Here is a 21,229-nt window from a genome sequence, read left to right on the forward strand (position 1 = left end):
ATTCACCAAAGTAGGGTGCGCCATGCGCACCGTTGTTTCATCGACCAGGCGCGATCTTGCTCACCATACGGCGCATCAAGCAACGGCGCTGGGCTCCAGCCTGCGCTGGAGCGACGGTTGTGGGGCTAACTCTTTTATCATCTGTACGGCTGGCTGCCAGCATTGACAGTATGATCGGTGATGTTGCGTTCAAATCTTTGCGTCCGTATGCGTGCATTTCAACGCAAAACCTCCGCATCGTCGCTCCTGCGCAGGCAGGAGGCTACCGGGCTGGCGCTCCAGTGGCGTTCGTTGGGCAACTGCAGTCTCTGTCACCTGAATACTTAGTCATGCGAGAGAATACGAATTTATGACACTGCTGATATTGGATAGGTAAGTGTGGGATCGAACAATCATGGTACTAACCTGACCTGGAAAAGAGCTCACGAACTTATAGGCAATAAAAAAGGAGCTTGCGCTCCTCTTTTATTCAGCAGATACAAATTGCATGTAAGCGCTTAAAACGCGTACCCAGCCTTCAACACAGCAAAATTCACACCCGGATTAGGATGCTTGATGCCGCCGTTCGAATAATGCTGAATCTTGAAGCTCAGATCCCAGCCATCCTTGGTGACATAGCCAACGCCGATGTGGTCACCAAACTGGAAATTGGTGGAGAAATGACGGCTGTTGTTGTCATAGATCTCTGACAGCATATGTAAGCCTATGCCTGCTTCGCCGTAAAAGCCTTTTTTGCTATCGTTTTGAAAGCGGAAGACAGGAGTTACGCCTATATCTGTCAGGTTTTGGGTTCCGCCCTTGCCCTGGAAGTTATTGCCACGCCACTCGGCAAGGATGTAATCCCAATAACCGCCGACATGGGTGCCATTTGAAGAAAACCACTGGTTATCCCAGTTCGATTGCAAGCCTGCGCGCAGCATCTTGGTTTTATTGCCGGTAGCAAATTCCAGCGAGGCAGAATCCACAGCAAGTACAGGAGTGCTGGCGCACATGGCCGTGACGGCAATGGCGATTAAAGATGAAATACGCAGACGCATAAAATAGACTTTCAGGTGAAAATAAGAAATCAATCGGACATCAATTTGGAACTATGGACGCTATTGTAGCAATCTCTGGCAATATGCTCTTAAGATGTAGCGTATACAATTTAGTTCCGTCAATCTTGCATGCCTGAAAAGTATGAATATGAAACCGATAGCTCAAACAAATATTGCCTTCCTGGGCACTGGTCTGATGGGCAAGCCCATGGCGCGCAGATTATTGTTGGCTGGCTATCCGGTGGCGGTCTGGAACCGCACACTGGCAAAAGCGGCAACGCTGACTGCCGATGGGGCCAGACTGGCAGACTCTGCCCTGCTGGCTGTGCAGCAAGCAGGTGCAGATATTGTGATTACGATGCTCGAAGATGGCCAGGCCGTGGCCGCAGTCATAGAACAAATCCGGCCTGTCCTGCGTGCAGGCAGCATAGTGATAGACATGAGTTCCATCCAGCAATCGCAGGCGCAGGCCCTGCATGCCTTGTTGCAAAAGCAGGATGTGCATTTTATCGATGCGCCGGTTTCTGGCGGCGTCATCGGAGCAGAAGCAGGGAGTTTGGCCATCATGGCTGGTGCGGATGAAACTATTTATTCTGAAATTGCAGAACTCTTGTCTGCCATGGGTAAGCCACAGCGTGTGGGTGGCCCGGGTACGGGACAATTGGCCAAACTTTGCAATCAGTTGATTGTTGGTGCAACGATTAATATCGTGGCCGAAGCACTGTTGCTGGCGCAAGCCGGTGGTGCTGATCCGGCTGCGGTAAGACAGGCTTTGCGCGGCGGTTTTGCTGAGAGCAGAATACTGGAAGTACATGGCCAGCGCATGCTGGACAGGAGCTTCATGCCTGGCGGCCAGGTCAAAAGCCAGGCCAAGGATATGGAAAATATCCTCATTGCTGCTCAGCATGCCGGAGTTGACTTGCCTATCACCAGGCTGGTAACGGATGTCTATCGCGACTTGTTGCCCGATTATCCTTATGCAGATCATTCGGCAGCTTTGTTGGCATTGGAGCATAAAAATCCCGGTAAACGCCTGGGCGACAAACAGGATGTTTTACCTTAATAGAAGAAAATAATTTCAGCTGATGCGCAGAAAAACAGTATTTGTGTATCGGTAGCCATAGCAGGCGATGACATAAGATATGTAAAACCAGTAAGAGTGCCAAGTTGCCACAACGATCAGGCTGCAAGAATCAAGCAGTCGGCACTGATAGCATGAAATAAATTATTGAACCAGGATTACTATGAGCAGCACTATCGTCAAAGCCGTATGTCCCCATGATTGTCCCGATACCTGTGCCCTGCATGTGACAGTGGAAAACGGCATCGCCACTGCCGTCAAGGGTGACCCCGAACATCCAACCACGGCCGGGGTCTTGTGCACCAAGGTGTCCCGTTATGCCGAACGTACTTACCATGCTGATCGTCTGCTTTATCCGCAAAAGCGCATAGGGCAAAAAGGCGAGGGCAAGTTTGTTCGCATCACCTGGGATGAGGCGATCGCGACCATTGCAGAAAAACTCAAACCCCTGGCTACCAGCAAGCCCTTGGCTATACTGCCTTACAGTTATGCTGGCACCATGGGCCTGGTGCAGGGCGAGAGCATGGCAATGCGCTTCTTCAACAAGATTGGTGCTTCATTCCTGGACCGCACGATATGTGCAACCGCCGGTGGGGTTGGTTATAAATATACAGTAGGCATGCGTCAGGGGGCAGACATAGAGCATACCCAGGACGCCAAACTGATCATCATGTGGGGGGGTAATCCCATTGCCTCCAATCTGCATTTCTGGATGCGCGTGCAAGAAGCCAAACGCAATGGAGCCAAGCTGATAGCGATAGATCCTTATCGCTCATTGACAGCAGAAAAATGCCATCAGCATATTGCCTTGTTGCCAGGCACAGATTCGGCTCTGGCGCTGGGTCTCATGCATGTCCTGATACGCGAAGACCTGCTGGATCATGATTACATCGCAGAACATACCCTGGGCTTTGAACAATTGCGCGAACGAGTAGCGACATGGACACCAGAACGTGTTGCCGAAGTATGTGGTATCAGCGCAGATGAGGTCATCCAGCTCGCCAAGGAATATGGCGAATGCGGCAAGCGCGGCGAAGCCAGCATGATACGCATGAATTATGGCGTACAGCGGGTACATGGTGGTGGCATGGCAGTACGTAATATCGCCTGCCTGCCAGCTCTGACAGGGGCCTGGCGGCATGCTGCAGGTGGCACGCAATTATCGATGTCGGATGCTTTTCCCAAAAATACGACTGCCTTGCAAAGACCGGATCTATTTCCGCAAGACGGGCCGCGCCGTACCATCAATATGAGCACCATAGGCGATGATTTATTGCGTGAAGCTTCTGCCGATTTCGGCCCCAAAGTGGAAGCTGTGATCGTCTATAACTCCAACCCGGTCGCGGTTGCGCCTGAGTCTTCCAAAGTGGCGCAAGGCTTTGCGCGTGAAGACTTGTTCACTGTCGTACTGGAGCACTTCCAGACCGATACCGCAGACTTTGCCGATATCTTGCTGCCAGCGACAACGCAACTGGAACATACCGACATCCATAGCACTTACGGACATCTGTACATGATGGCGAACAATCCGGCGATAACTCCATTGGGTGAAGCCAAACCGAATACCGAAATTTTCCGCTTGATCGCCAGGGCCATGGGTTTTGACGAGGCCTGTTTCAGCGAAAGTGATGATGAAATTGCGGCGCAGGCCTTTAATAAGAACCATGCGCATGCCGTGCATTTTGACTGGTCTTCCTTAAAGAAAGCGGGTTGGGCTAAACTGAAAGTGGCCGATGCCCCATTTGCTCACGGCGGCTTTGGCACGCCATCTGGCAAATGCGAATTTTATAGTGAGAGCATGAAACAAGCCGGGCTGGATCCCTTGCCGACTTATATTGCACCCTATGAATCTGTGGCTTCAAATGCAGCGTTGGCGGCACGCTACCCGCTGGCCATGATTTCGCCACCGGCACGCAATTTCCTGAATTCCACTTTCGTCAATGTGCAAAGCTTGCGCAATACCGAAGGCGAGCCGCATCTGGATATCCACCCTGACGATGCCGGTAGCCGTCATATTGAGCAAGGAGACAAGCTAAGGATATTTAATGACCGAGGCAGCTTTGAAGCCATTGCCCGTGTCACCGACAAGGCCAGGCCAGGTCTGGTGGTGGGCCTGTCCATCTGGTGGAAAAAACTTGCGGGTGATAACAAGAATGCCAATGAAGTCACCAGTCAGCGTTTAACGGACATGGGCGCTGGCCCTACCTTCTACGACTTGTTGGTGGAAGTTGAGAAGTGCACATAAATTTTTGCCCACTATCAACTTCTTTTTACCAACAGCCTGCAATCATCCCGCCATGGATAAGGCGGGATGATATTGCGGCAGATCAAAAAGAGTAAAAATCCCTCGCTTGAATTTGCTGCGGTGCGGCATTTTCCTAGAGGATGGTTTCAGGTAGACTTTAAATCGCTTGCTTTAGCAGAACTTAGTCGATAGCATCGAAACTAGGGGACGCATGCCTGCAATGATCATTTTTCTCACGGTGCCTGATAAAAGAAAGTCGTGTAAAACAAAAAACTGCAGCGCAGCACCATACAACAACAATCATAGGAGACGGAGAAAATATGGATAAGATTTGGCTGAAAAACTATCCTGCAGGCGTGCCGGCAGAAATTGATATAAACCAGTATCAATCCCTGGTGCAAATGCTGGAAGAGTCATTTCAGAAATTCGCTGCCCGTGATGCCTATGCCTGCATGGATAAACGCATTACTTACGGTGAACTGGATAAAATGTCCAAGCAACTGGCTGCCTGGTTGCAAGCCAAGGGCCTGAAAAAAGGTGCCCGCGTTGCCATCATGATGCCAAATGTCTTGCAATATCCTGTCGTCATGGCAGCGATCTTGCGTGCTGGTTGCACGGTCGTCAATGTCAATCCCCTCTATACTCCACGCGAGCTTGAGCATCAGTTGAAAGACTCGGGCGCAGAGGCCATCTTCATCCTGGAAAATTTTGCCGTCACGCTGGAGCATGTGCTCAGCAAGACAGCGATCAAGCACATCGTCGTCGCCAACATGGGCGAAATGCTGGGTGGCTTGAAAGGCACTATCGTCAATTTCGTGGTGCGCCATGTCAAAAAAATGGTGCCAGCATTTTCTCTGCCTGGCGCTGTCCGTTTTAATAAAGTGATGTCAGAAGCGGCAGGCCTGAGTTTCACGCCTGTCACAACCACGCATGAAGATGTGGCTTTCCTGCAGTACACCGGCGGTACTACCGGGGTTTCCAAGGGCGCCACTTTGCTGCATAAAAATGTGGTTGCCAATATGCTGCAAAATGATGCCTGGCTGTCACCGAGCATGGCCGGTCATGCAGACGAACAAAAAGTCATCGTCTGTGCCTTGCCGCTGTATCACATCTTTGCGCTGACAGTCTGCAGCTTGCTGGGCACACGTATAGGTGCCTTGAATTTGCTGATCCCCAATCCGCGTGATATTCCTGGCTTTATCAAGGAACTGGGCAAGTATCGCGTCAACATTTTCCCGGCAGTCAATACCCTGTATAACGGCTTGCTGAATAATCCGAATTTTGCTGCATTGGATTTTTCCGGTTATGAAATTTGCAGCGGTGGTGGCATGGCTGTGCAAAAAGCCGTGGCAGACAAGTGGCTCAAAATCACCGGTTGTGCGATTGCCGAAGGTTATGGCTTGTCTGAAACTTCTCCCGTAGCGACCGCTAATCCAGCTGATACCAAAGAATTCTCAGGCACCATAGGCATGCCTATTTCCTCGACTGAAATTGCCATTCTCGATGATGATGGCAACCCGGTTGCTCTGGGTGAGCGTGGCGAAATCGCCATTCGTGGTCCGCAAGTCATGGCGGGTTACTGGAACCGTCCTGAAGAAACGGCCAAGGTCATGACGGCTGATGGTTTCTTCAAAACCGGTGACGTTGGTATCATGGATGAACGCGGTTATACCAAGATCGTCGATCGCAAGAAAGACATGATCCTGGTCTCGGGTTTCAATGTCTATCCAAATGAAATTGAAGAAGTCATCGTCATGCATCCTGGCGTGCTGGAGTGCGCTTGTATCGGTGTGCCAGATGCCAATTCTGGCGAGGCTGTGAAATTGTTTGTGGTGCGCAAAGATCCTTCGCTGACGGTTGACCAGCTCATGGATTATTGCAAGGAGCAATTCACTGCTTACAAAAAACCCAAGTACATAGAGTTCCGTGCTGATTTGCCCAAGACGAATGTGGGCAAGATTTTGCGCCGCGAATTGCGGGATGAAAAGAAGGCGGGATGAAAAGAAGGCATGATGAAAAGAAAGCCTAAACGTTTTCTATCCAGTTAATAAAAAAGGAAGGCATTGCCTTCCTTTTTTATTGTGCATGACTTACTGAAAAACTGAGGTCATTATCCAAACACCACACCTGGCTTGCCATCTTCGACTACAAAACTCTTCAAAGTGGTGATGCCGGAATCAGCTCTGGCAACATCATCCAGCGCCAGGAAATGAGTTTGTATCCGGGTCTGGGAAATATCCATGAGAATGAAACCACGCTTATCACTGCGGCCATATTTGATATGCGGATTTTGAGCTACATATTGATCCGTGCGTTCTTGCGGACGCGAGCTGGAGGTGATTGAGGTGCCGCAAAACTCTGTCGCCAGTATGGGGTTACTGGCAGAGGCTTTACTGTAGAAATCGCGCTTCAGGTTGGCCGCATAAAAGGTATGCACATCACCAGAAATCACCACAGGATTGCTGGGCTTATGCTTTTGCAGGTCTTCCATCAAACGCTGTCTGGCGACGGGATAACCATCCCAGCCATCGGTCCAGAACTTACCCTCTCCCTCATGCGTAATGGCAGTCTGGCTGGATTGTGCCATCAAGGTTTGCTGAGTGAGGATATTCCACTTCGCTGCTGAATTGGCAAAACCGCGCGCCAGCCATTTTTCCTGCTCCATGCCCAGCATGGTATGGGTAGGATCCATCCTGTCACTGCATTCTGCATTGCTGACCGAGTTGGAGCCACCACGTCCCGGCTTGGCGCAGACCTGGTAAGAGCGATACTGACGACTGTCCAGGATATGGAATTTTGCCAGCCTGCCCCAGTCATAACGATCATAGATACGCATATTGGCAAAATCACTATGGCTGGCATGCAGGCGTACCGGCATGTGCTCATAAAATGCCTGGTAGGCAGCGGCGCGGCGCGAGAGGAAGTTGACGTCCAGCCTTTCATCCCTGTCATTGCCATAGTCATTGGCGACTTCATGGTCATCCCAGGTGACTATCCATGGTGCTACATGGTGGGCTGCCTGCAATTGCGGGTCTGTCTTGTATTGGGCATAGCGGGCGCGGTATTCCGCCAGGCTGAAGCTCTCTATATCACGGTTGCGGGGTTTGGTCGGGTGGTGCAGGTCATACGGTCCCCATTCATAAATATAATCACCTAAAAATGCCACCAGATCAGGATTGGCGGCGGCGATATGCCGGTGTGCTGCATATTCGCCAAATTCCCAGTGCTGGCATGAGGCCACGGCCAGTCGCAGATTGCTGACCAGGATATCCGTGGCTGGTGCTGTACGGGTGCGTGCCACCGGGCTGACAGCGTCGCCCAGCATGAAGCGATACCAGTACCAGCGGTCTGGCTGCAAGCCTGTCACATCGACATGCACGCTATGAGCCAGCTCAGGCAGGGCATGGGCTTCACCCTTGTTGACCATGCGGTGGAATTGCTCATCCTCGGCGATTTCCCAGCGCAGCTTATAGGGTATGGCGGGCAGGGCAGCTGCATTCAGAGGCTCGGGCAGCAAGCGCGTCCATAAGACTACGCTGTCATGCCGTGGCGAGCCCGAAGCCACACCGAGACTGAAAGGGTAGACGCTGCTGCGCTCGGCCGCGAACCCGGGAAAAGCCTGGGCCAGGGCAGCGAAGGCAGTGAATTGCAGGGACTGCTGTAAAAACAAACGACGCGTTAACTTCATAGCAATACTCAACCCACCTTGGTGATTTCTTCCAGCGGTGGAATCTGGCGCGGCTTGCGGTCATTGCCCGTGGCGACATAAGTCAGTGTGGCTTCAGTGACTTTGACTGTATTGGCTTGCAGGCGATTGCGTTCTGCATAGACTTCCACCGAGACAGTGATAGAGGTATTGCCGACCTTGACCACTTCTGCATAAAACGACAGCAGGTCGCCCACAAATACCGGTTGCTTGAACAGGAAGGAATTTACGGCGATAGTGGCAACCCGGCCATTGGCACGGCGGGCAGCCGGGATGGCACCGGCAATATCGACCTGCGACATGATCCAGCCGCCGAACACGTCACCATGGACATTGGCATCGGAAGGCATGGGCATGACCCTGAGGGTGGGCATATGCGATGGCAGCCCGTTGGAAATTTGTTCAGTCATGATGATGGTCTGGGTAAGTGGAAGAAGGGTTTAGCCAATCTTAAACCAAATTTCATGCAGACTGAATAAAGCAAGTGGCTTGTCATTGACTTACACAGTGATATATTGTGAAGTCGATGACAATGTAATAATTTCATCGTCAGAATACAGAAAAAGCGCCTGCTGTACTGGCATGAAAATCAAAGAAGATGATGGAAGCAAAACACGAAGAATTAAGATTGCTGGACGATGTCGTCATGCGTACCGTTGCCAATCCCACTGCCAGCCATGGCTGGCACCAGATGGTGGACTTGTTGCGCCGTCATGCCACGCCTGCCCTGAGCCTGCAACTGGAACAGTTTTTACTGGCGAATATTGCAGCTGATGGCTTGCCTGGTTTTTACCGTGCCACCTTTCTTGACATGCTGACCGGCAGGCCGGAATATCTCCAGCAGGCGGGGCAAATTATCATCGGCCTGCAACCCTATGATGCCGACCGGCTCATGACTTTTCTGCAATATAGCTGGCAAAGAGTATTGCTGGATACCCCCGGACGCCAGGCTTTTCGTCAGCGTTTGCAGGCGCTGGGCTTGCCTGCCATCGTCAACAGCCTCAATCCCTGGATATGGCAGCAGGCACGGCCCACACAGGTGTTGAAAAAACGTGTCATTGATGTGGTGCGCAAGGTGGCCCTGATTGCCCCTTTCCTCAGCAATGTCAAACACCCGCCGACGCTGATGGCCTTGCAACAGGCGGCAAACCTGCGCCAGCTTGGTTATGAAGTCGTGCTGTATTCTGCGCAAGAATTGCTGGGGCCGGATTTCAAGCATTATCTCGGCAGCCACTCATATACGCCAGAGCCGCAGTTCGTGACGGCGGGCTGGGACAAATACCTGGGCCAGGGCGGCCAGGTCATGACTGGCGATACGCGTTTTTCGCTCTTGCAAAGATGGCATAGCCTGCTGACACAAATGGGTTCATTTGATCCCGATCTGGTGATGTTTGTGGGCCTGTATGCGGGGTTGGCCGCCGCCACTTATCCTGCACGTCCAGTACTCAGCCTGGGTATCAATTCACTCTCACCCATGGCACCTGCCGACGTATGGTTGACGGCGCAGCGAGAGCTGGATGGGCAACAGGTTTCAAGCTGGGATGCTGCTTTTTTATCTGGACAGGCTTACTACCATTCCTACCGTGTGCAAAGGCCGGACATGCAACACGGGCATACCCGTGCATCCCTGGGGCTGCCTGCCGACAAGCTGATCCTCGTCACCCTGGTCAGTGAGAGTGAAGCCAGGATCAAGGGGGAGTGGGCTGGGGCCATGTTGCAGATCTTGAACCAGCATCCTGATATCCTTTGGCTTATCGTCGGTGGCAATGGCGCCTTACCCTCAGCCTTGCAGTCTGCCAGGGCGGGCCAGGTGCAATGTGTGGCATTTTGCGCTGATGCAGTCAAATACCTGACTTGCAGTGATATCTACATCAACCCCCCCATGATGGGTGGTGGTTTTGCGGTGGCCGAAGCCATGGCGCTGGCCTTGCCTGCCCTGAGTTTGTCAGGCTCGGATGGTGGCGACAAGCTGGGCCATGCCGCGCAGGCAAACTTGCAGGACTATTTCCAGATCTTGATGTTGTGGCTGCACAATCCTGATGCCAGGAAAGCAGCTGGCCTATCCATGCAAAAGCACTTTGACGATTACCTGGACCTGGACAAGGCCGCTGCCAGCCTGCAAGGCGCTTGCGAACTGGCGCTTACACGCTTTAATCTGAGGATGGCAGCACAGACTTCTTGAACCTGGCCGGATTGCCCACCATCAGTGCCCCGGTTTCGACATCGCTGATCACTACGGCACCGGCACCGATGAAGGCATGGTCCCCAATGCGCAGGCGCTCGGTCAGGGTGGCACCAATGGCGATCGTGACGCTATGGCCTATACGTGACAAACCACCGACATTGCTGCCCGGCTGTACCCGTGAAAAAGCGTCTATATGGGTGTCATGTCCTATGGTGACGCCGCGATTGACAAACACATGGCGTCCCAACACTGCGCCAGGGCTGATGACACTATTGGCACCGACGAACACGCCAGCTGCCAGTTTTGCCATTGGTGAGACATAGGCACGGGGATGTATCAGGGTGTGGAACTCCAGCCCATGCGCTGGAAAGCGCTGCAATATTTCCTGTTCCAGCACCTGGCGCGTGGGCGTTGTAGGACCGAGTAAATACAACTCATCCTGCGCTGGTTGAAAATCAGCTAATTCCACGACTTCAGGCACCGGGCCATAGCTTGCCCAGATATCCAATCGTTGTGCCAGGCTCAGATCACGTTCGCCTGGCGCTTCTGGCAGGTGCAGAACGATCCTGGAAACCACCAGGCCATTTGCCAGCGCGCAATCAAACAAATCAGACAAAATATTGCTACTACCAAAGATCACCAGTTTATTCTTGTTCATATTGAAAACCTTTTAGGCAAGACGCAAATTGTACGATAGCTTCATGGCAATGTCCGCAATCTTGATTGACGGCTTGCTCACTGCAAGGCGAGCTATGCTGATCTGATCGATGCAGATGCGCTCAATGCAGATATGATTTATAGCCTATAATTTTCTTTATGCAGTTTTTGCATGATGTGTTTTTCTCTTTGTTGCCTCCCACTGCATTACGCCCGGGAGGTGATTTTGTTGAATTGCCAATTCAGGCCAGCCCTGTTGTTATTACAGCGCCGGCTAGCTCATTCAACCCAAAAACGAGTACCCCATTAATGCGACGTAATGAATCCGTTCGTAATCCATCTGCCACTGCCCAAGCCGGCAATCCTGCTCAGCGTGGCGACTGGTCCACAGTCAAGACCTTATTGCCTTATTTATGGGCCTATAAGTGGCGTGTTTTACTGGCGCTGACTTTCCTGGTGGCAGCCAAGCTGGCCAATGTCGGCGTACCTATGGTCTTGAAAAACCTGGTGGACAGCATGACCATCAGCCCTGCCCATCCTGCGGCTGTCATGGTCTTGCCTGTGAGTTTGCTGATCGCTTATGGCGCTCTGCGCTTATCGACTACCCTGTTCACGGAATTGCGTGAGTTCGTGTTTGCCAAGGTCACGCAAAGGGCAGTGCGCACCATAGCCCTGCAAGTGTTCCGTCACCTGCATGCCCTGTCTTTGCGCTTTCATCTGAACCGGCAAACGGGTGGTGTCACACGTGATATAGAACGTGGCACGCGGGCGATATCTTCACTGATTTCTTATGCCCTGTTCAGCATCGTCCCCACTTTGCTGGAAATCACTCTGGTCCTGATTTATCTGGGCACGCATTACGATAAATGGTTCAGCGTGATTACTGCGACGGCGCTGGTCACGTATATCGTCTTCACCATCGTCGTGACCGAGTGGCGCACGCATTTCCGTCGTACCATGAATGAGCTGGATTCCAGGGCACATACCAAGGCCATCGATTCCCTGCTCAACTATGAAACGGTGAAGTATTTTGGCAATGAAGAATACGAGGCCCAGCGCTACGATGTAGGCTTGAAGAGTTTTGAAACAGCCGCCGTCAAATCGCAGAGCAGCCTGTTCTTGCTCAATACCGGGCAATCCATGATCATCGCCACGGCGGTGACCCTGATACTGTGGCGTGCCACGCAAGGCGTCATTGATGGCACCATGAGCCTGGGTGATTTGGTGCTAGTGAACGCCTTCATGATACAGCTGTATATCCCCCTCAATTTTCTGGGTGTCTTATACCGCGAAATCAAGCAAAGCTTGGCGGATATGGAAAGACTGTTTTCCCTGCTAGACCAGAACCGTGAAGTGGCCGACGAAGCGAATGCACAAGCCTTGCAGGTACATCACAGAAATGGCGCAGAAATCCGCTTCCAGCATGTGAATTTCAGCTATGAAGAAAAGCGTCAGATTTTGTTTGATGTGGACTTCACCGTTGCACCGGGCACGACCACGGCAGTCGTGGGACATAGTGGTTCTGGTAAATCCACTTTGTCACGTTTGCTGTTCCGTTTTTATGATATCCAGTCAGGTCATATTTCTATCGATGGTCAGGACTTGCGTGATGTGACGCAAGCCTCGGTCAGGGCCGCGATAGGCATAGTCCCGCAAGATACAGTCTTGTTCAATGACAGCATAGAATACAACATCGCCTACGGCAAACCGGGAGCGACGAAAGAGGAAATTGTTGCTGTTGCCAAGGCTGCCTACATCCATGACTTTATCGAATCACTGCCCGATGGCTATGACAGTATGGTGGGTGAACGTGGCTTGAAATTATCCGGTGGTGAAAAGCAGCGCGTAGCCATCGCCCGTACCCTGCTGAAAAATCCGTCGATTTTTATTTTTGATGAAGCCACTTCAGCGCTGGATTCTCAGGCTGAACAATTGATACAGGCGCAGTTGAAAGACATCGCACGCAGCCGTACCAGTCTGGTGATAGCGCACCGTCTATCGACCATCGTCGATGCGCAACAGATTCTGGTCATGGACAAGGGGCGCATCGTAGAACGCGGCACCCATCATGATTTGCTGGCCCTACAGGGAGCATATGCGCGCATGTGGGAACGTCAGCAAAGCAAGAAAAAAGACCAGGCAGAAGAAGATGATGACGAAGCAGATGAAGTTGAATTGGTGAGTGCATAAATGGAAACCAAGTGGCTGGAAGATTTTGTATCCCTGGCAGAGACCAATAGTTTCAGTCGCTCGGCTGAATTGCGCCATGTGACACAACCGGCATTTTCGCGTCGCATACAATCACTGGAAGCCTGGCTGGGCAGCGACCTGATAGACCGCACGTCTTACCCCACGCGCTTGACACATGCGGGTGAAGTTTTCTATGAACAGGCCATTGCCATGCTGGGGCAAATCAACAATGCCCGTGCGCTGTTGCGTGGCAAGCGCACCACCACGCAAACCACGGTGGACTTTGCGGTTCCGCATACCCTGTCACTGACCTATGTACCACGCTGGCTGACCAGCCTGGAAGCCGCTTTTGGTGAAATCAATAGCCGCCTCCTGGCCCTGAATGTACATGATGCCGTCATGACCCTGGTAGAAGGTGGTTGTGACTTGCTGCTGTGCTACCACCATCCACGTCAGCCGCTTTTGCTTGATAGCAGTCAGTACGACATGATCAGCATGGGGACCGAGGCTTTGCGGGCCTATACCCGCTGTGACAAAAATGGTGTGCCCGAGTTATCGCTGCCCGGCACCGAGAAAGAACCATTGCCCTTTCTGGCCTATGCCAATAATGCCTATCTGGGGCGCATGGTCGACCTGATCCTGAACGATACCCGCCAGCCCCTGCATCTGGAAAAATGCTATGAAACCGATATGGCCGAGGGCTTGAAAATGATGGCACTGGAAGGCCGTGGCGTGGCTTTTTTGCCCGAGTCTGCGGTCACTCGTGAAATCAAGCAAAAGCAACTGGCCCGCGCCGATGATGGCAGTGGCACCTGGGAAGTGAATATGGAAATTCGCCTGTATCGTGAAAGGCCATCCATACAAAGGCCGGGCAAGATGATCGTGTCGCGTTTATGGGAATATCTTGAGCAATTGCAGTCAGAAGAAAAACAAAATAAAAACCGGCAAGCCAAGAGCCGTCGGCCAGCCTGAATCTCTTCTGCATCCTTTGGCATGGTTTGGCCAGATGAATGCTTGATGGCTATAACATAAGGCCATTTCATGGTTATGCATTTCATGCATAGATTCATGCAAACAAAGCATTGGCTGATTTTAGAGTGAAAAGACTACTATGCGTCTGCTTTCAGCGCTGGCTAGGAGCCGGTCTGAATTGAAAGAAGTGCAGAAAGATACGCATACCAGTCTAACCATTTCATGAGGTCATACCATGTCCAGCCAGCACCAGATACCGTCCTATCTTACCCCGACAGAGACAGGTCCTTGGTCCGTTTACCTTGAGCAAATCGATCGCGTTACCCCTTACCTGGGCCATTTGTCCCGTTGGGTAGAAACCCTGAAGCGCCCCAAGCGTATCCTCATCGTTGACGTGCCTATCGAGCGTGATGACGGCACTATTGCTCACTTTGAAGGTTACCGTGTACAGCACAATACTTCCCGCGGCCCGGGCAAGGGTGGTGTGCGTTTCCATCAGGATGTGACGCTGTCAGAAGTGATGGCCTTGTCTGCCTGGATGACCATCAAGAACTCTGCAGTCAACGTACCTTACGGTGGTGCCAAAGGCGGTATCCGTGTAGATCCAAAAACCTTGTCACGTGGCGAACTGATGCGCATGACGCGTCGTTACACGTCTGAAATCGGCATCATTATAGGCCCGGATAAAGATATCCCGGCACCAGACGTCAACACCAATGAACAAACCATGGCATGGATGATGGATACCTATTCCATGAATGAAGGCCGTACTGCTACCGGCGTGGTGACTGGCAAACCTATCTCCCTCGGTGGTAGCCTGGGTCGTCGTGAAGCGACTGGCCGTGGTGTATTCGTGGTCGGTAGCGAAGCCGCTGCCAAGCGTGGCCTGAGCATTGCGGGTGCCAAGATTGCTGTACAAGGTTTTGGTAATGTCGGTGGTATCGCAGCCCGTCTGTTTGCGGATGCAGGTGCCAAGATCGTGGCAGTGCAAGATCACGGCGGCACGATTTTCCATTCAAATGGCCTGGATGTTGCCAAATTGCTGGACCACGTCGCCGCCAAAGGCAGTGTTGCTGGTTTTGAAGGTATAGAAGCCGTTTTGCCAAATGATGAATTCTGGTCTGTGAACTGCGATATCATGATCCCGGCAGCACTGGAACAACAAATTACTGTCAAGAACGCTGACCAGATCCGCGCCAAGATCATTCTGGAGGGCGCGAATGGCCCGACGACACCAGAAGCTGACGATATCTTGCGCGACAAGGGCGTGCTGGTCGTGCCGGACGTCATTGCCAATGCTGGTGGCGTGACAGTGTCTTATTTTGAGTGGGTACAGGATTTCTCCAGCTATTTCTGGTCTGAAGATGAAATCAACCTGCGTTTGACCCGTATCATGAAGGAAGCCTTTAATTCAGTCTGGCAAGTGACAGAAGACAAGAATGTCTCCCTGCGTACTGCAGCCTTTATTATTGGTTGCTCCAGAGTGTTGCAGGCACGTGAAGTGCGTGGCTTGTATCCATAATCTGGAATTGTAAATGGCTATCAATCATCTATCCTGATAGGTGATTGTTGCCATATATGAAGAATTGGGCGCGATTTTGGGGTAATACAACCAAGATCGCGTTTTGCACTATGCCTCTCCAGATTGCCGAAAAAAGAGATCGGCAGTCAGCTGACATGTTGAATGTCATCAAAACGGAGTATGAGCAGTGTAACCTGTTTGATCTGGCTGGAATGATAATTGCATAGATGTTTTTAGCATTTTTATAATTATAAATTGTAAAAAATACTGAATAATATTTTGTTAAATGTGAATTTTTCTGTTGAATTTTATGAGTCTTTATCATTAACATCCTGAACCACGTTCAAAGAGGATTATATGAAAGCTTTAAAATGGATAGTAAAGGCTGGCTTGCCCTGCGCGCTGGTCTTGTGCTCCCCGCTTTCATTAGCTGCGGATACCCTGACGCACATCAAAGAGACACAAACGGTGACGATCGCGCACCGTGAAGCATCGTTTCCATTTTCTTATCTGAATGATGATAAGAAACCCATAGGCTATTCTATGGACATTTGCCTGAAGCTGGTCGATGCGATAAAAAAAGAACTCAAACTGCCGCAACTGAATGTGAATTATGTCCTGGTCACAGGCAGTTCACGCATACCTGCCATCGCCGAAGGCAAGGCGGATATGGAATGTGGCTCAACCACCAATAATGCTGAGCGCCGCAAACAAGTGGCGTTTACTATCCCCCATTTCTTTGCCACCGCGAAAATGATCGTTCGCGCCGACTCTGGCATCAAAAACTGGACCGACCTCAAAGGCAAGAAGGTAGTCACCTCCAAAGGCACAACTACGGTCAAATTGCTCAATGATCGTGACAAGGTCAGGGCCCTGGATTTGAAGTTGATGGAAGGCAGTGATCATAATGAATCCTTTGGCATGGTAGAGAGTGGTAAGGCAGATGCTTTTACCGTGGATGATGTGCTGTTATATGGACAGCGCGCCAATGCCAAAGACCCCAGCAAGTTTGTCGTGGTAGGTGATTCTTTGTCGACTGAGCCTTATGCCATCATGTTGCGCAAGGACGATGCTGCCTTCAAAGCGCTGCTGGACCGGGAGATGGCCAGGCTGATGAACGATGGTGAAGTCACCAAGCTTTATGATAAGTGGTTCCGCAAGCCGGTTCCCCCAAAAGGGGCAAACCTGAACATGCCCATGAATTTCCTGTTACGCGACAATATACGTTTCCCCACAGACAAGGTGGCGGATTAACAAACACGATCTTTGCTTGCCATCATCAGCAGATTGATCTGACGTTCAAGAAATTGAATGACAGGCCCAGTTTTTACTGAGCAGGCATGGATTTTTGCAAGGGCAGCTTGAAAGCCATTTTTGCCCCCATTTTTAGTAGTGTATAAGTAGTAATACGTATTAAACCGATTGAAAAAAGCGGTAATTTGCTGAGGGTTTTTGTTAAACTCAAAGCCATGATTTTTGATTTAACTTTCTGGAGACAGTATGAAATTTTCGAAATTGTTGGTAGGTCTGGCAGGAGCAGGTTTGATCGCCGGTGCAGCACAAGCGCAAGACACTGGAACATTGAAAAAAATCAAAGAAACAGGAACCATCACCCTGGGTGTACGTGATTCCTCCAACCCTTTTTCCTATCTGGATGATAAGCAGTCTTATCAGGGTTATTCCATAGATTTGTGCCTGAAAATTGTGACAGCAGTACAAAAACAACTGGGTTTGTCTTCATTAAACGTCAAAATGAATCCGGTAACCTCTGCGACTCGCATTCCTTTGATGGCTAACGGTACTATCGATCTTGAATGCGGTTCCACGACCAATAACGTCGAACGTCAGAAACAAGTGGCTTTTGCACCTACTACTTTTGTGACTGCAAACCGTATTCTGTCGAAAAAATCTTCTGGCATCAAAACTCTGGTTGATCTGAAGGGTAAGAATGTGGTCTCCACTTCTGGCACTTCAAATCTCAAGCAGTTGACACAGTTGAATGCTGACCAGAACCTGGGCATCAATATTTTGCCAGCCAAAGATCATGCAGAAGCTTTCCTGATGGTGGAAACTGGTCGTGCAGTGGCATGGGTGATGGATGATATCCTGCTGGCTTCACAGGTCTCCAACTCAAAAAATCCGGCTGAGTATGAAATCAGCAAGGAAGCACTGTCGGTTGAGCCTTACGGCATCATGCTGCGCAAAGACGATCCTGCATTCAAGAAAGTGGTTGATACAGCTATAGGCAACGTACTGACTTCTGGCGACGTTAATCGTATTTACCACAAATGGTTTATGCAACCTATCCCACCTAAGGGTATCGCTTTGAACTGGCCTATGTCTGACCAGCTCAAGGTAGTGGCAGCCAAGCCGACTGATTCAGGTGAACCTTCTGCTTATGCAGCTGTTCCAGAGGCTCAAAAAGCCGTATTGAACAAAAAGAAAAAATAATACTTAGCAAGGCAAGGTAGTCCGACAAAACGGGGGGATGCACCTCCCGTTTTCTTTTGCAAGGCAATGTAGTGTGAGCTTGCCAAATCGGGCTGAAAGCGCTGCACAGGAGGAGAATATGAATTACAACTGGAATTGGAATATCTTTTGGGACATTGCGCCCGATGGAACGGGAACCTATCTGGAATCCCTGATCGCCGGTCTGAAATGGACACTGGCGACAGCAGGTATGGCCTGGATAATTGCTTTGACATTGGGCATGGTGATAGGGACACTGCGCACAGCGCCCAATAAATGGGTAGTCAGGCTGGCAAATGCCTATGTGGAATTGTTCAGGAATATTCCACTGATCGTGCAAATGTTTCTCTGGTATTTTGTCTTTCCTGAAGTCTTGCCTGAAGCCTGGGGCACGGCACTCAAGCAATTACCGAATGCACCTTTCGTCACTGCGGTATTGAGCCTGGGGTTTTTTACTTCGGCAAGGGTGGCAGTACAGGTATCAACAGGTATCAACGCACTGCCGCGCGGCCAGCGTATGGCGGGAACGGCACTGGGTTTGACACTGCCGCAAACTTACCGTTATGTACTTTTGCCTATGGCGTTTCGCATTATCATCCCTTCACTGGTGAACGAAGTGGCGGCGATCATTAAGAACAGCTCGGTGGCCCTGTCGATAGGCTTGATAGAGCTGATGGCCAGCACACGCTCCATGCAAGAGTTTTCTTTTCAGACTTTTGAGGCTTACGGTGCGGCTACCATCATTTATCTGATCGTGTCAGTGATCGCCATCTTGATGTCGACTTTGCTGGAAAAGAAACTGCGCGTACCAGGTTTCATTACCTCTGGTTCTGCCAATAGTGGAGGGCACTAAACATGGGTAATTTTGATTTTGATGTGATCCAGCGCTCCTGGGTGTATTTGTTCCAGACTGGCATGGTATTCACGCTGAAGCTGACTTTCCTGGCAATGACAGGCGGTATTGTCATCGGCACTATGCTGGCGATGATGCGCTTATCAAGCAATAAGCTGGTTAATCTGATCGCATCCAGCTATGTCAACCTGATGCGCTCCATACCCCTGGTATTGGTGCTCTTCTGGTTTTACTTCCTGGTGCCCTATATCGGTGCCTGGATACTCGGCTCCAAAGATCCTGTGCAAGTTGGTGCTTTTTCGTCCTGCCTGATCACCTTCGTCATGTTTGAAGCCGCTTATTACTGCGAGATCATGCGCTCCGGCATACAGTCCATCCCGCGTGGCCAGATCTGGGCTGGTTATGCCATGGGCATGAACTATTGGCAAACCATGGGCAATATTGTCTTGCCACAGGCCTTCCGCAATATGATCCCTATATTGCTGACGCAAACCATTGTTTTGTTCCAGGACGTATCGCTGGTATCGATTTTGTCGATTCCTGACTTTTTCGGTTCTGCCGCCAAAGTCGCACAGCGCGATGGTCGTCTGGTGGAAATGTATTCCTTCGCGGCAGTTGTTTACTTCTTCATGTGCTTTGGCTTGTCCGCGCTCGTGAAGAAGTTGCAAGCAAAAGTGGCGATCATACGTTAAGAATATTGTGGAGATTTGAAATGATTAAATTGAATAATGTCAGTAAGTGGTATGGTCAGTTCCAGGTGTTGACTGACTGCACGACCGAGGTATCCAAAGGTGAAGTGGTGGTAGTGTGCGGTCCTTCCGGTTCCGGCAAATCCACTCTCATCAAAACGGTCAATGGTCTGGAGCCTTTCCAGAAAGGTCAGATCACGGTGGAAGGTATTTCCGTTGGCGATCCTAAGACCAATCTGTCCAAACTGCGCGCACGCATAGGCATGGTGTTCCAGAACTTTGAATTGTTCCCGCATCTGTCTATTCGTCAAAATCTGACTATCGGCCAAGTCAAAGTCCTGGGCCGTTCAGAAGAAGAAGCGACTGAGCGTGGCCTCAAATACCTGGACCGCGTTGGCCTGATTGCCCAGAAAGACAAATTCCCTGGTCAGTTATCTGGTGGTCAGCAACAGCGTGTGGCGATAGCCCGTGCCCTGTCGATGGACCCGATCGCCATGTTGTTTGATGAACCAACTTCTGCACTTGATCCTGAAATGATCAACGAGGTACTGGATGTCATGGTGGGCCTGGCACAAGAAGGCATGACCATGATGGTGGTGACGCATGAAATGGGTTTTGCCAAGAAGGTGGCAAATCGTATCGTCTTCATGGATAAAGGCGCGATCGTCGAAGATTGCTCTAAAGATGAATTTTTTAACAATGCCCGTTCAGAGCGTGCCCGTGATTTCCTGGATAAAATCATTCATTAATGCATGTTTTCTCCGGATCATAAAACAGCCCTGGTTTCAGGGCTGTTTTTGTTTGCAGATGGGCGTAGTGATTGCTCTTATTATTTTTGCAAATTATCATCCTGGTCAGTGTCCGGTTTTTTAAAAATCTATCGTAAATGTGATTTACGTCACATGTAAAAATAAACCGACATGCTAATCTGCCATCGCTTAAAAAAAATGCAGTAAATATCATAGAAACTTCGTATTCTTTATATCAACAGTAATTGAACTGGACAGCAGACAATGGCCAACACAACAGCAGACATCCAAAAGCTTTACATCGCTTATTTCAATCGTCCAGCAGATCCAAATGGTCTGAATTACTGGGCAGCGCAAAACCTGACAATCGGTCAGATCGCTGATTTGTTCTCCAAGCAACCAGAATACGCTACTGCATTTGCTGGCAAAACAACAGAAGACACCATCAACACCATCTACAACAACCTGTTTGGCCACAAAGCCGACGTCGCAGGTTTGAACTACTGGGTAGGTCAATTGCTGGGCGGCAAAGTCACTATGGGCCAGGCAGCGATCGCCATCCTGGGCGGCGCCACTGGTGCAGACAAAGTCGCCGTTGACTCCAAAGTAGCAGCAGCGACCTCCTTCACTGCAGCAGTAGACACCACAGACGAAATTGTTATTTATTCCAAAGTAGAAAATACCAAGCTGGCCAAAGACTGGCTGAGCAAAGTGTTGGATGCTGCGACACAAGCTTCCCAAATCGCCACACAAGATGCCACCATCCTGTCCATCGTTCAAGGCGGCGGTCAAAAAGACTTCACACTGACAAGCAATACCGACATCGCTACAGCAGAAAACTTCACAGCAGGCCTGGTCTACACACCACAAGGCA

Annotated in this window: 17 protein-coding genes; 13 read left to right on the forward strand and 4 right to left on the reverse strand. The window is 50.6% G+C overall.

The genetic code is table 11. The features are described 5' to 3' along the window. Positions 1 to 497: 497 nt before the first annotated feature. Positions 498 to 1,037 (reverse strand): acyloxyacyl hydrolase, encoded by a 540-nt coding sequence (locus ACO0LF_RS30390; protein ID WP_423020989.1) that lies wholly within the window; start codon positions 1,035 to 1,037, stop codon positions 498 to 500. Between the two features lie 148 nt (positions 1,038 to 1,185). Between ACO0LF_RS30390 and ACO0LF_RS30395 the strand changes: the two genes are divergently transcribed. From ACO0LF_RS30395 to ACO0LF_RS30405, 3 genes are all read left to right on the forward strand, one after another. After that, the gene (locus ACO0LF_RS30395; RefSeq protein ID WP_423020991.1) at positions 1,186 to 2,100 is read left to right on the forward strand and encodes an NAD(P)-dependent oxidoreductase; all 915 of its coding nucleotides are present in this window, start codon (positions 1,186 to 1,188) and stop codon (positions 2,098 to 2,100) included. Between the two features lie 181 nt (positions 2,101 to 2,281). Beyond that, a complete protein-coding gene (locus ACO0LF_RS30400; RefSeq protein ID WP_423020993.1) occupies positions 2,282 to 4,363 on the forward strand; it encodes a molybdopterin-containing oxidoreductase family protein in 2,082 nt (693 codons plus the stop codon). A 320-nt stretch (positions 4,364 to 4,683) separates the two neighbouring features. Then, a complete protein-coding gene (locus ACO0LF_RS30405) occupies positions 4,684 to 6,363 on the forward strand; it encodes a long-chain fatty acid--CoA ligase (protein WP_423020995.1) in 1,680 nt (559 codons plus the stop codon). Positions 6,364 to 6,473: 110 nt separating this feature from the next. Here the strand turns inward: ACO0LF_RS30405 and ACO0LF_RS30410 are convergent, their stop codons facing one another. Then, complete coding sequence (locus tag ACO0LF_RS30410; protein ID WP_423020997.1) at positions 6,474 to 8,051, reverse strand: alkaline phosphatase D family protein; 1,578 nt, start codon at positions 8,049 to 8,051, stop codon at positions 6,474 to 6,476. Positions 8,052 to 8,059: 8 nt separating this feature from the next. Beyond that, positions 8,060 to 8,479, reverse strand: a complete 420-nt coding sequence (locus tag ACO0LF_RS30415; RefSeq protein ID WP_423020999.1) for an acyl-CoA thioesterase — start codon at positions 8,477 to 8,479, stop codon at positions 8,060 to 8,062. Positions 8,480 to 8,667: 188 nt separating this feature from the next. On the opposite strand from ACO0LF_RS30415, the gene ACO0LF_RS30420 reads away from it, so the two are divergent. Beyond that, positions 8,668 to 10,251: a hypothetical protein gene (locus tag ACO0LF_RS30420; RefSeq protein ID WP_423021001.1), complete on the forward strand. Its 1,584-nt coding sequence runs from the start codon at positions 8,668 to 8,670 to the stop codon at positions 10,249 to 10,251. Here ACO0LF_RS30420 and ACO0LF_RS30425 read toward each other — a convergent pair. Then, positions 10,220 to 10,912, reverse strand: a complete 693-nt coding sequence (locus tag ACO0LF_RS30425) for an acetyltransferase (protein WP_423021003.1) — start codon at positions 10,910 to 10,912, stop codon at positions 10,220 to 10,222. The genes ACO0LF_RS30420 and ACO0LF_RS30425 overlap by 32 nt on opposite strands. A 308-nt stretch (positions 10,913 to 11,220) precedes the next feature. Between ACO0LF_RS30425 and ACO0LF_RS30430 the strand changes: the two genes are divergently transcribed. The 9 genes from ACO0LF_RS30430 to ACO0LF_RS30470 all read left to right on the forward strand — a co-directional run. Continuing rightward, on the forward strand, positions 11,221 to 13,101 hold the full coding sequence (locus tag ACO0LF_RS30430) for an ABCB family ABC transporter ATP-binding protein/permease (protein WP_423021005.1): 1,881 nt from the start codon (positions 11,221 to 11,223) through the stop codon (positions 13,099 to 13,101). Next, positions 13,102 to 14,073: a LysR family transcriptional regulator gene (locus ACO0LF_RS30435; RefSeq protein WP_423021007.1), complete on the forward strand. Its 972-nt coding sequence runs from the start codon at positions 13,102 to 13,104 to the stop codon at positions 14,071 to 14,073. A gap of 235 nt (positions 14,074 to 14,308) precedes the next feature. Further along, on the forward strand, positions 14,309 to 15,595 hold the full coding sequence (locus ACO0LF_RS30440; RefSeq protein WP_423021009.1) for a Glu/Leu/Phe/Val family dehydrogenase: 1,287 nt from the start codon (positions 14,309 to 14,311) through the stop codon (positions 15,593 to 15,595). Positions 15,596 to 15,952: 357 nt separating this feature from the next. Beyond that, a complete protein-coding gene (locus tag ACO0LF_RS30445) occupies positions 15,953 to 16,849 on the forward strand; it encodes an amino acid ABC transporter substrate-binding protein (protein WP_423021011.1) in 897 nt (298 codons plus the stop codon). Positions 16,850 to 17,095: 246 nt separating this feature from the next. Further along, positions 17,096 to 18,046, forward strand: coding sequence for an amino acid ABC transporter substrate-binding protein (locus tag ACO0LF_RS30450; RefSeq protein ID WP_423021013.1), 951 nt, complete (start codon positions 17,096 to 17,098; stop codon positions 18,044 to 18,046). A gap of 118 nt (positions 18,047 to 18,164) precedes the next feature. Next, on the forward strand, positions 18,165 to 18,917 hold the full coding sequence (locus tag ACO0LF_RS30455) for an amino acid ABC transporter permease (RefSeq protein ID WP_423021015.1): 753 nt from the start codon (positions 18,165 to 18,167) through the stop codon (positions 18,915 to 18,917). Positions 18,918 to 18,919: 2 nt separating this feature from the next. Continuing rightward, positions 18,920 to 19,609: an amino acid ABC transporter permease gene (locus tag ACO0LF_RS30460; protein WP_423021017.1), complete on the forward strand. Its 690-nt coding sequence runs from the start codon at positions 18,920 to 18,922 to the stop codon at positions 19,607 to 19,609. A gap of 20 nt (positions 19,610 to 19,629) precedes the next feature. Next, a complete protein-coding gene (locus tag ACO0LF_RS30465) occupies positions 19,630 to 20,355 on the forward strand; it encodes an amino acid ABC transporter ATP-binding protein (protein ID WP_423021019.1) in 726 nt (241 codons plus the stop codon). A gap of 264 nt (positions 20,356 to 20,619) precedes the next feature. Next, on the forward strand, positions 20,620 to 21,229 hold a 610-nt coding region (locus ACO0LF_RS30470; RefSeq protein WP_423021021.1), incomplete at its 3' end, for a DUF4214 domain-containing protein.

The sequence above is a fragment of the Undibacterium sp. Di27W genome (genome assembly GCF_049340345.1).
GTDB lineage: Bacteria > Pseudomonadota > Gammaproteobacteria > Burkholderiales > Burkholderiaceae_D > Undibacterium.

Excerpts from the sequence above, each read along its gene's own strand:
- ACO0LF_RS30390 (WP_423020989.1), bottom strand. The coding sequence starts at position 1,037 with ATGCGTCTGCGTATTTCATCTTTAATCGCCATTGCCGTCACGGCCATG.
- ACO0LF_RS30395 (WP_423020991.1), top strand. The coding sequence starts at position 1,186 with ATGAAACCGATAGCTCAAACAAATATTGCCTTCCTGGGCACTGGTCTG.
- ACO0LF_RS30400 (WP_423020993.1), top strand. The coding sequence starts at position 2,282 with ATGAGCAGCACTATCGTCAAAGCCGTATGTCCCCATGATTGTCCCGAT.
- ACO0LF_RS30405 (WP_423020995.1), top strand. The coding sequence starts at position 4,684 with ATGGATAAGATTTGGCTGAAAAACTATCCTGCAGGCGTGCCGGCAGAA.
- ACO0LF_RS30410 (WP_423020997.1), bottom strand. The coding sequence starts at position 8,051 with ATGAAGTTAACGCGTCGTTTGTTTTTACAGCAGTCCCTGCAATTCACT.
- ACO0LF_RS30415 (WP_423020999.1), bottom strand. The coding sequence starts at position 8,479 with ATGACTGAACAAATTTCCAACGGGCTGCCATCGCATATGCCCACCCTC.
- ACO0LF_RS30420 (WP_423021001.1), top strand. The coding sequence starts at position 8,668 with ATGATGGAAGCAAAACACGAAGAATTAAGATTGCTGGACGATGTCGTC.
- ACO0LF_RS30425 (WP_423021003.1), bottom strand. The coding sequence starts at position 10,912 with ATGAACAAGAATAAACTGGTGATCTTTGGTAGTAGCAATATTTTGTCT.
- ACO0LF_RS30430 (WP_423021005.1), top strand. The coding sequence starts at position 11,221 with ATGCGACGTAATGAATCCGTTCGTAATCCATCTGCCACTGCCCAAGCC.
- ACO0LF_RS30435 (WP_423021007.1), top strand. The coding sequence starts at position 13,102 with ATGGAAACCAAGTGGCTGGAAGATTTTGTATCCCTGGCAGAGACCAAT.
- ACO0LF_RS30440 (WP_423021009.1), top strand. The coding sequence starts at position 14,309 with ATGTCCAGCCAGCACCAGATACCGTCCTATCTTACCCCGACAGAGACA.
- ACO0LF_RS30445 (WP_423021011.1), top strand. The coding sequence starts at position 15,953 with ATGAAAGCTTTAAAATGGATAGTAAAGGCTGGCTTGCCCTGCGCGCTG.
- ACO0LF_RS30450 (WP_423021013.1), top strand. The coding sequence starts at position 17,096 with ATGAAATTTTCGAAATTGTTGGTAGGTCTGGCAGGAGCAGGTTTGATC.
- ACO0LF_RS30455 (WP_423021015.1), top strand. The coding sequence starts at position 18,165 with ATGAATTACAACTGGAATTGGAATATCTTTTGGGACATTGCGCCCGAT.
- ACO0LF_RS30460 (WP_423021017.1), top strand. The coding sequence starts at position 18,920 with ATGGGTAATTTTGATTTTGATGTGATCCAGCGCTCCTGGGTGTATTTG.
- ACO0LF_RS30465 (WP_423021019.1), top strand. The coding sequence starts at position 19,630 with ATGATTAAATTGAATAATGTCAGTAAGTGGTATGGTCAGTTCCAGGTG.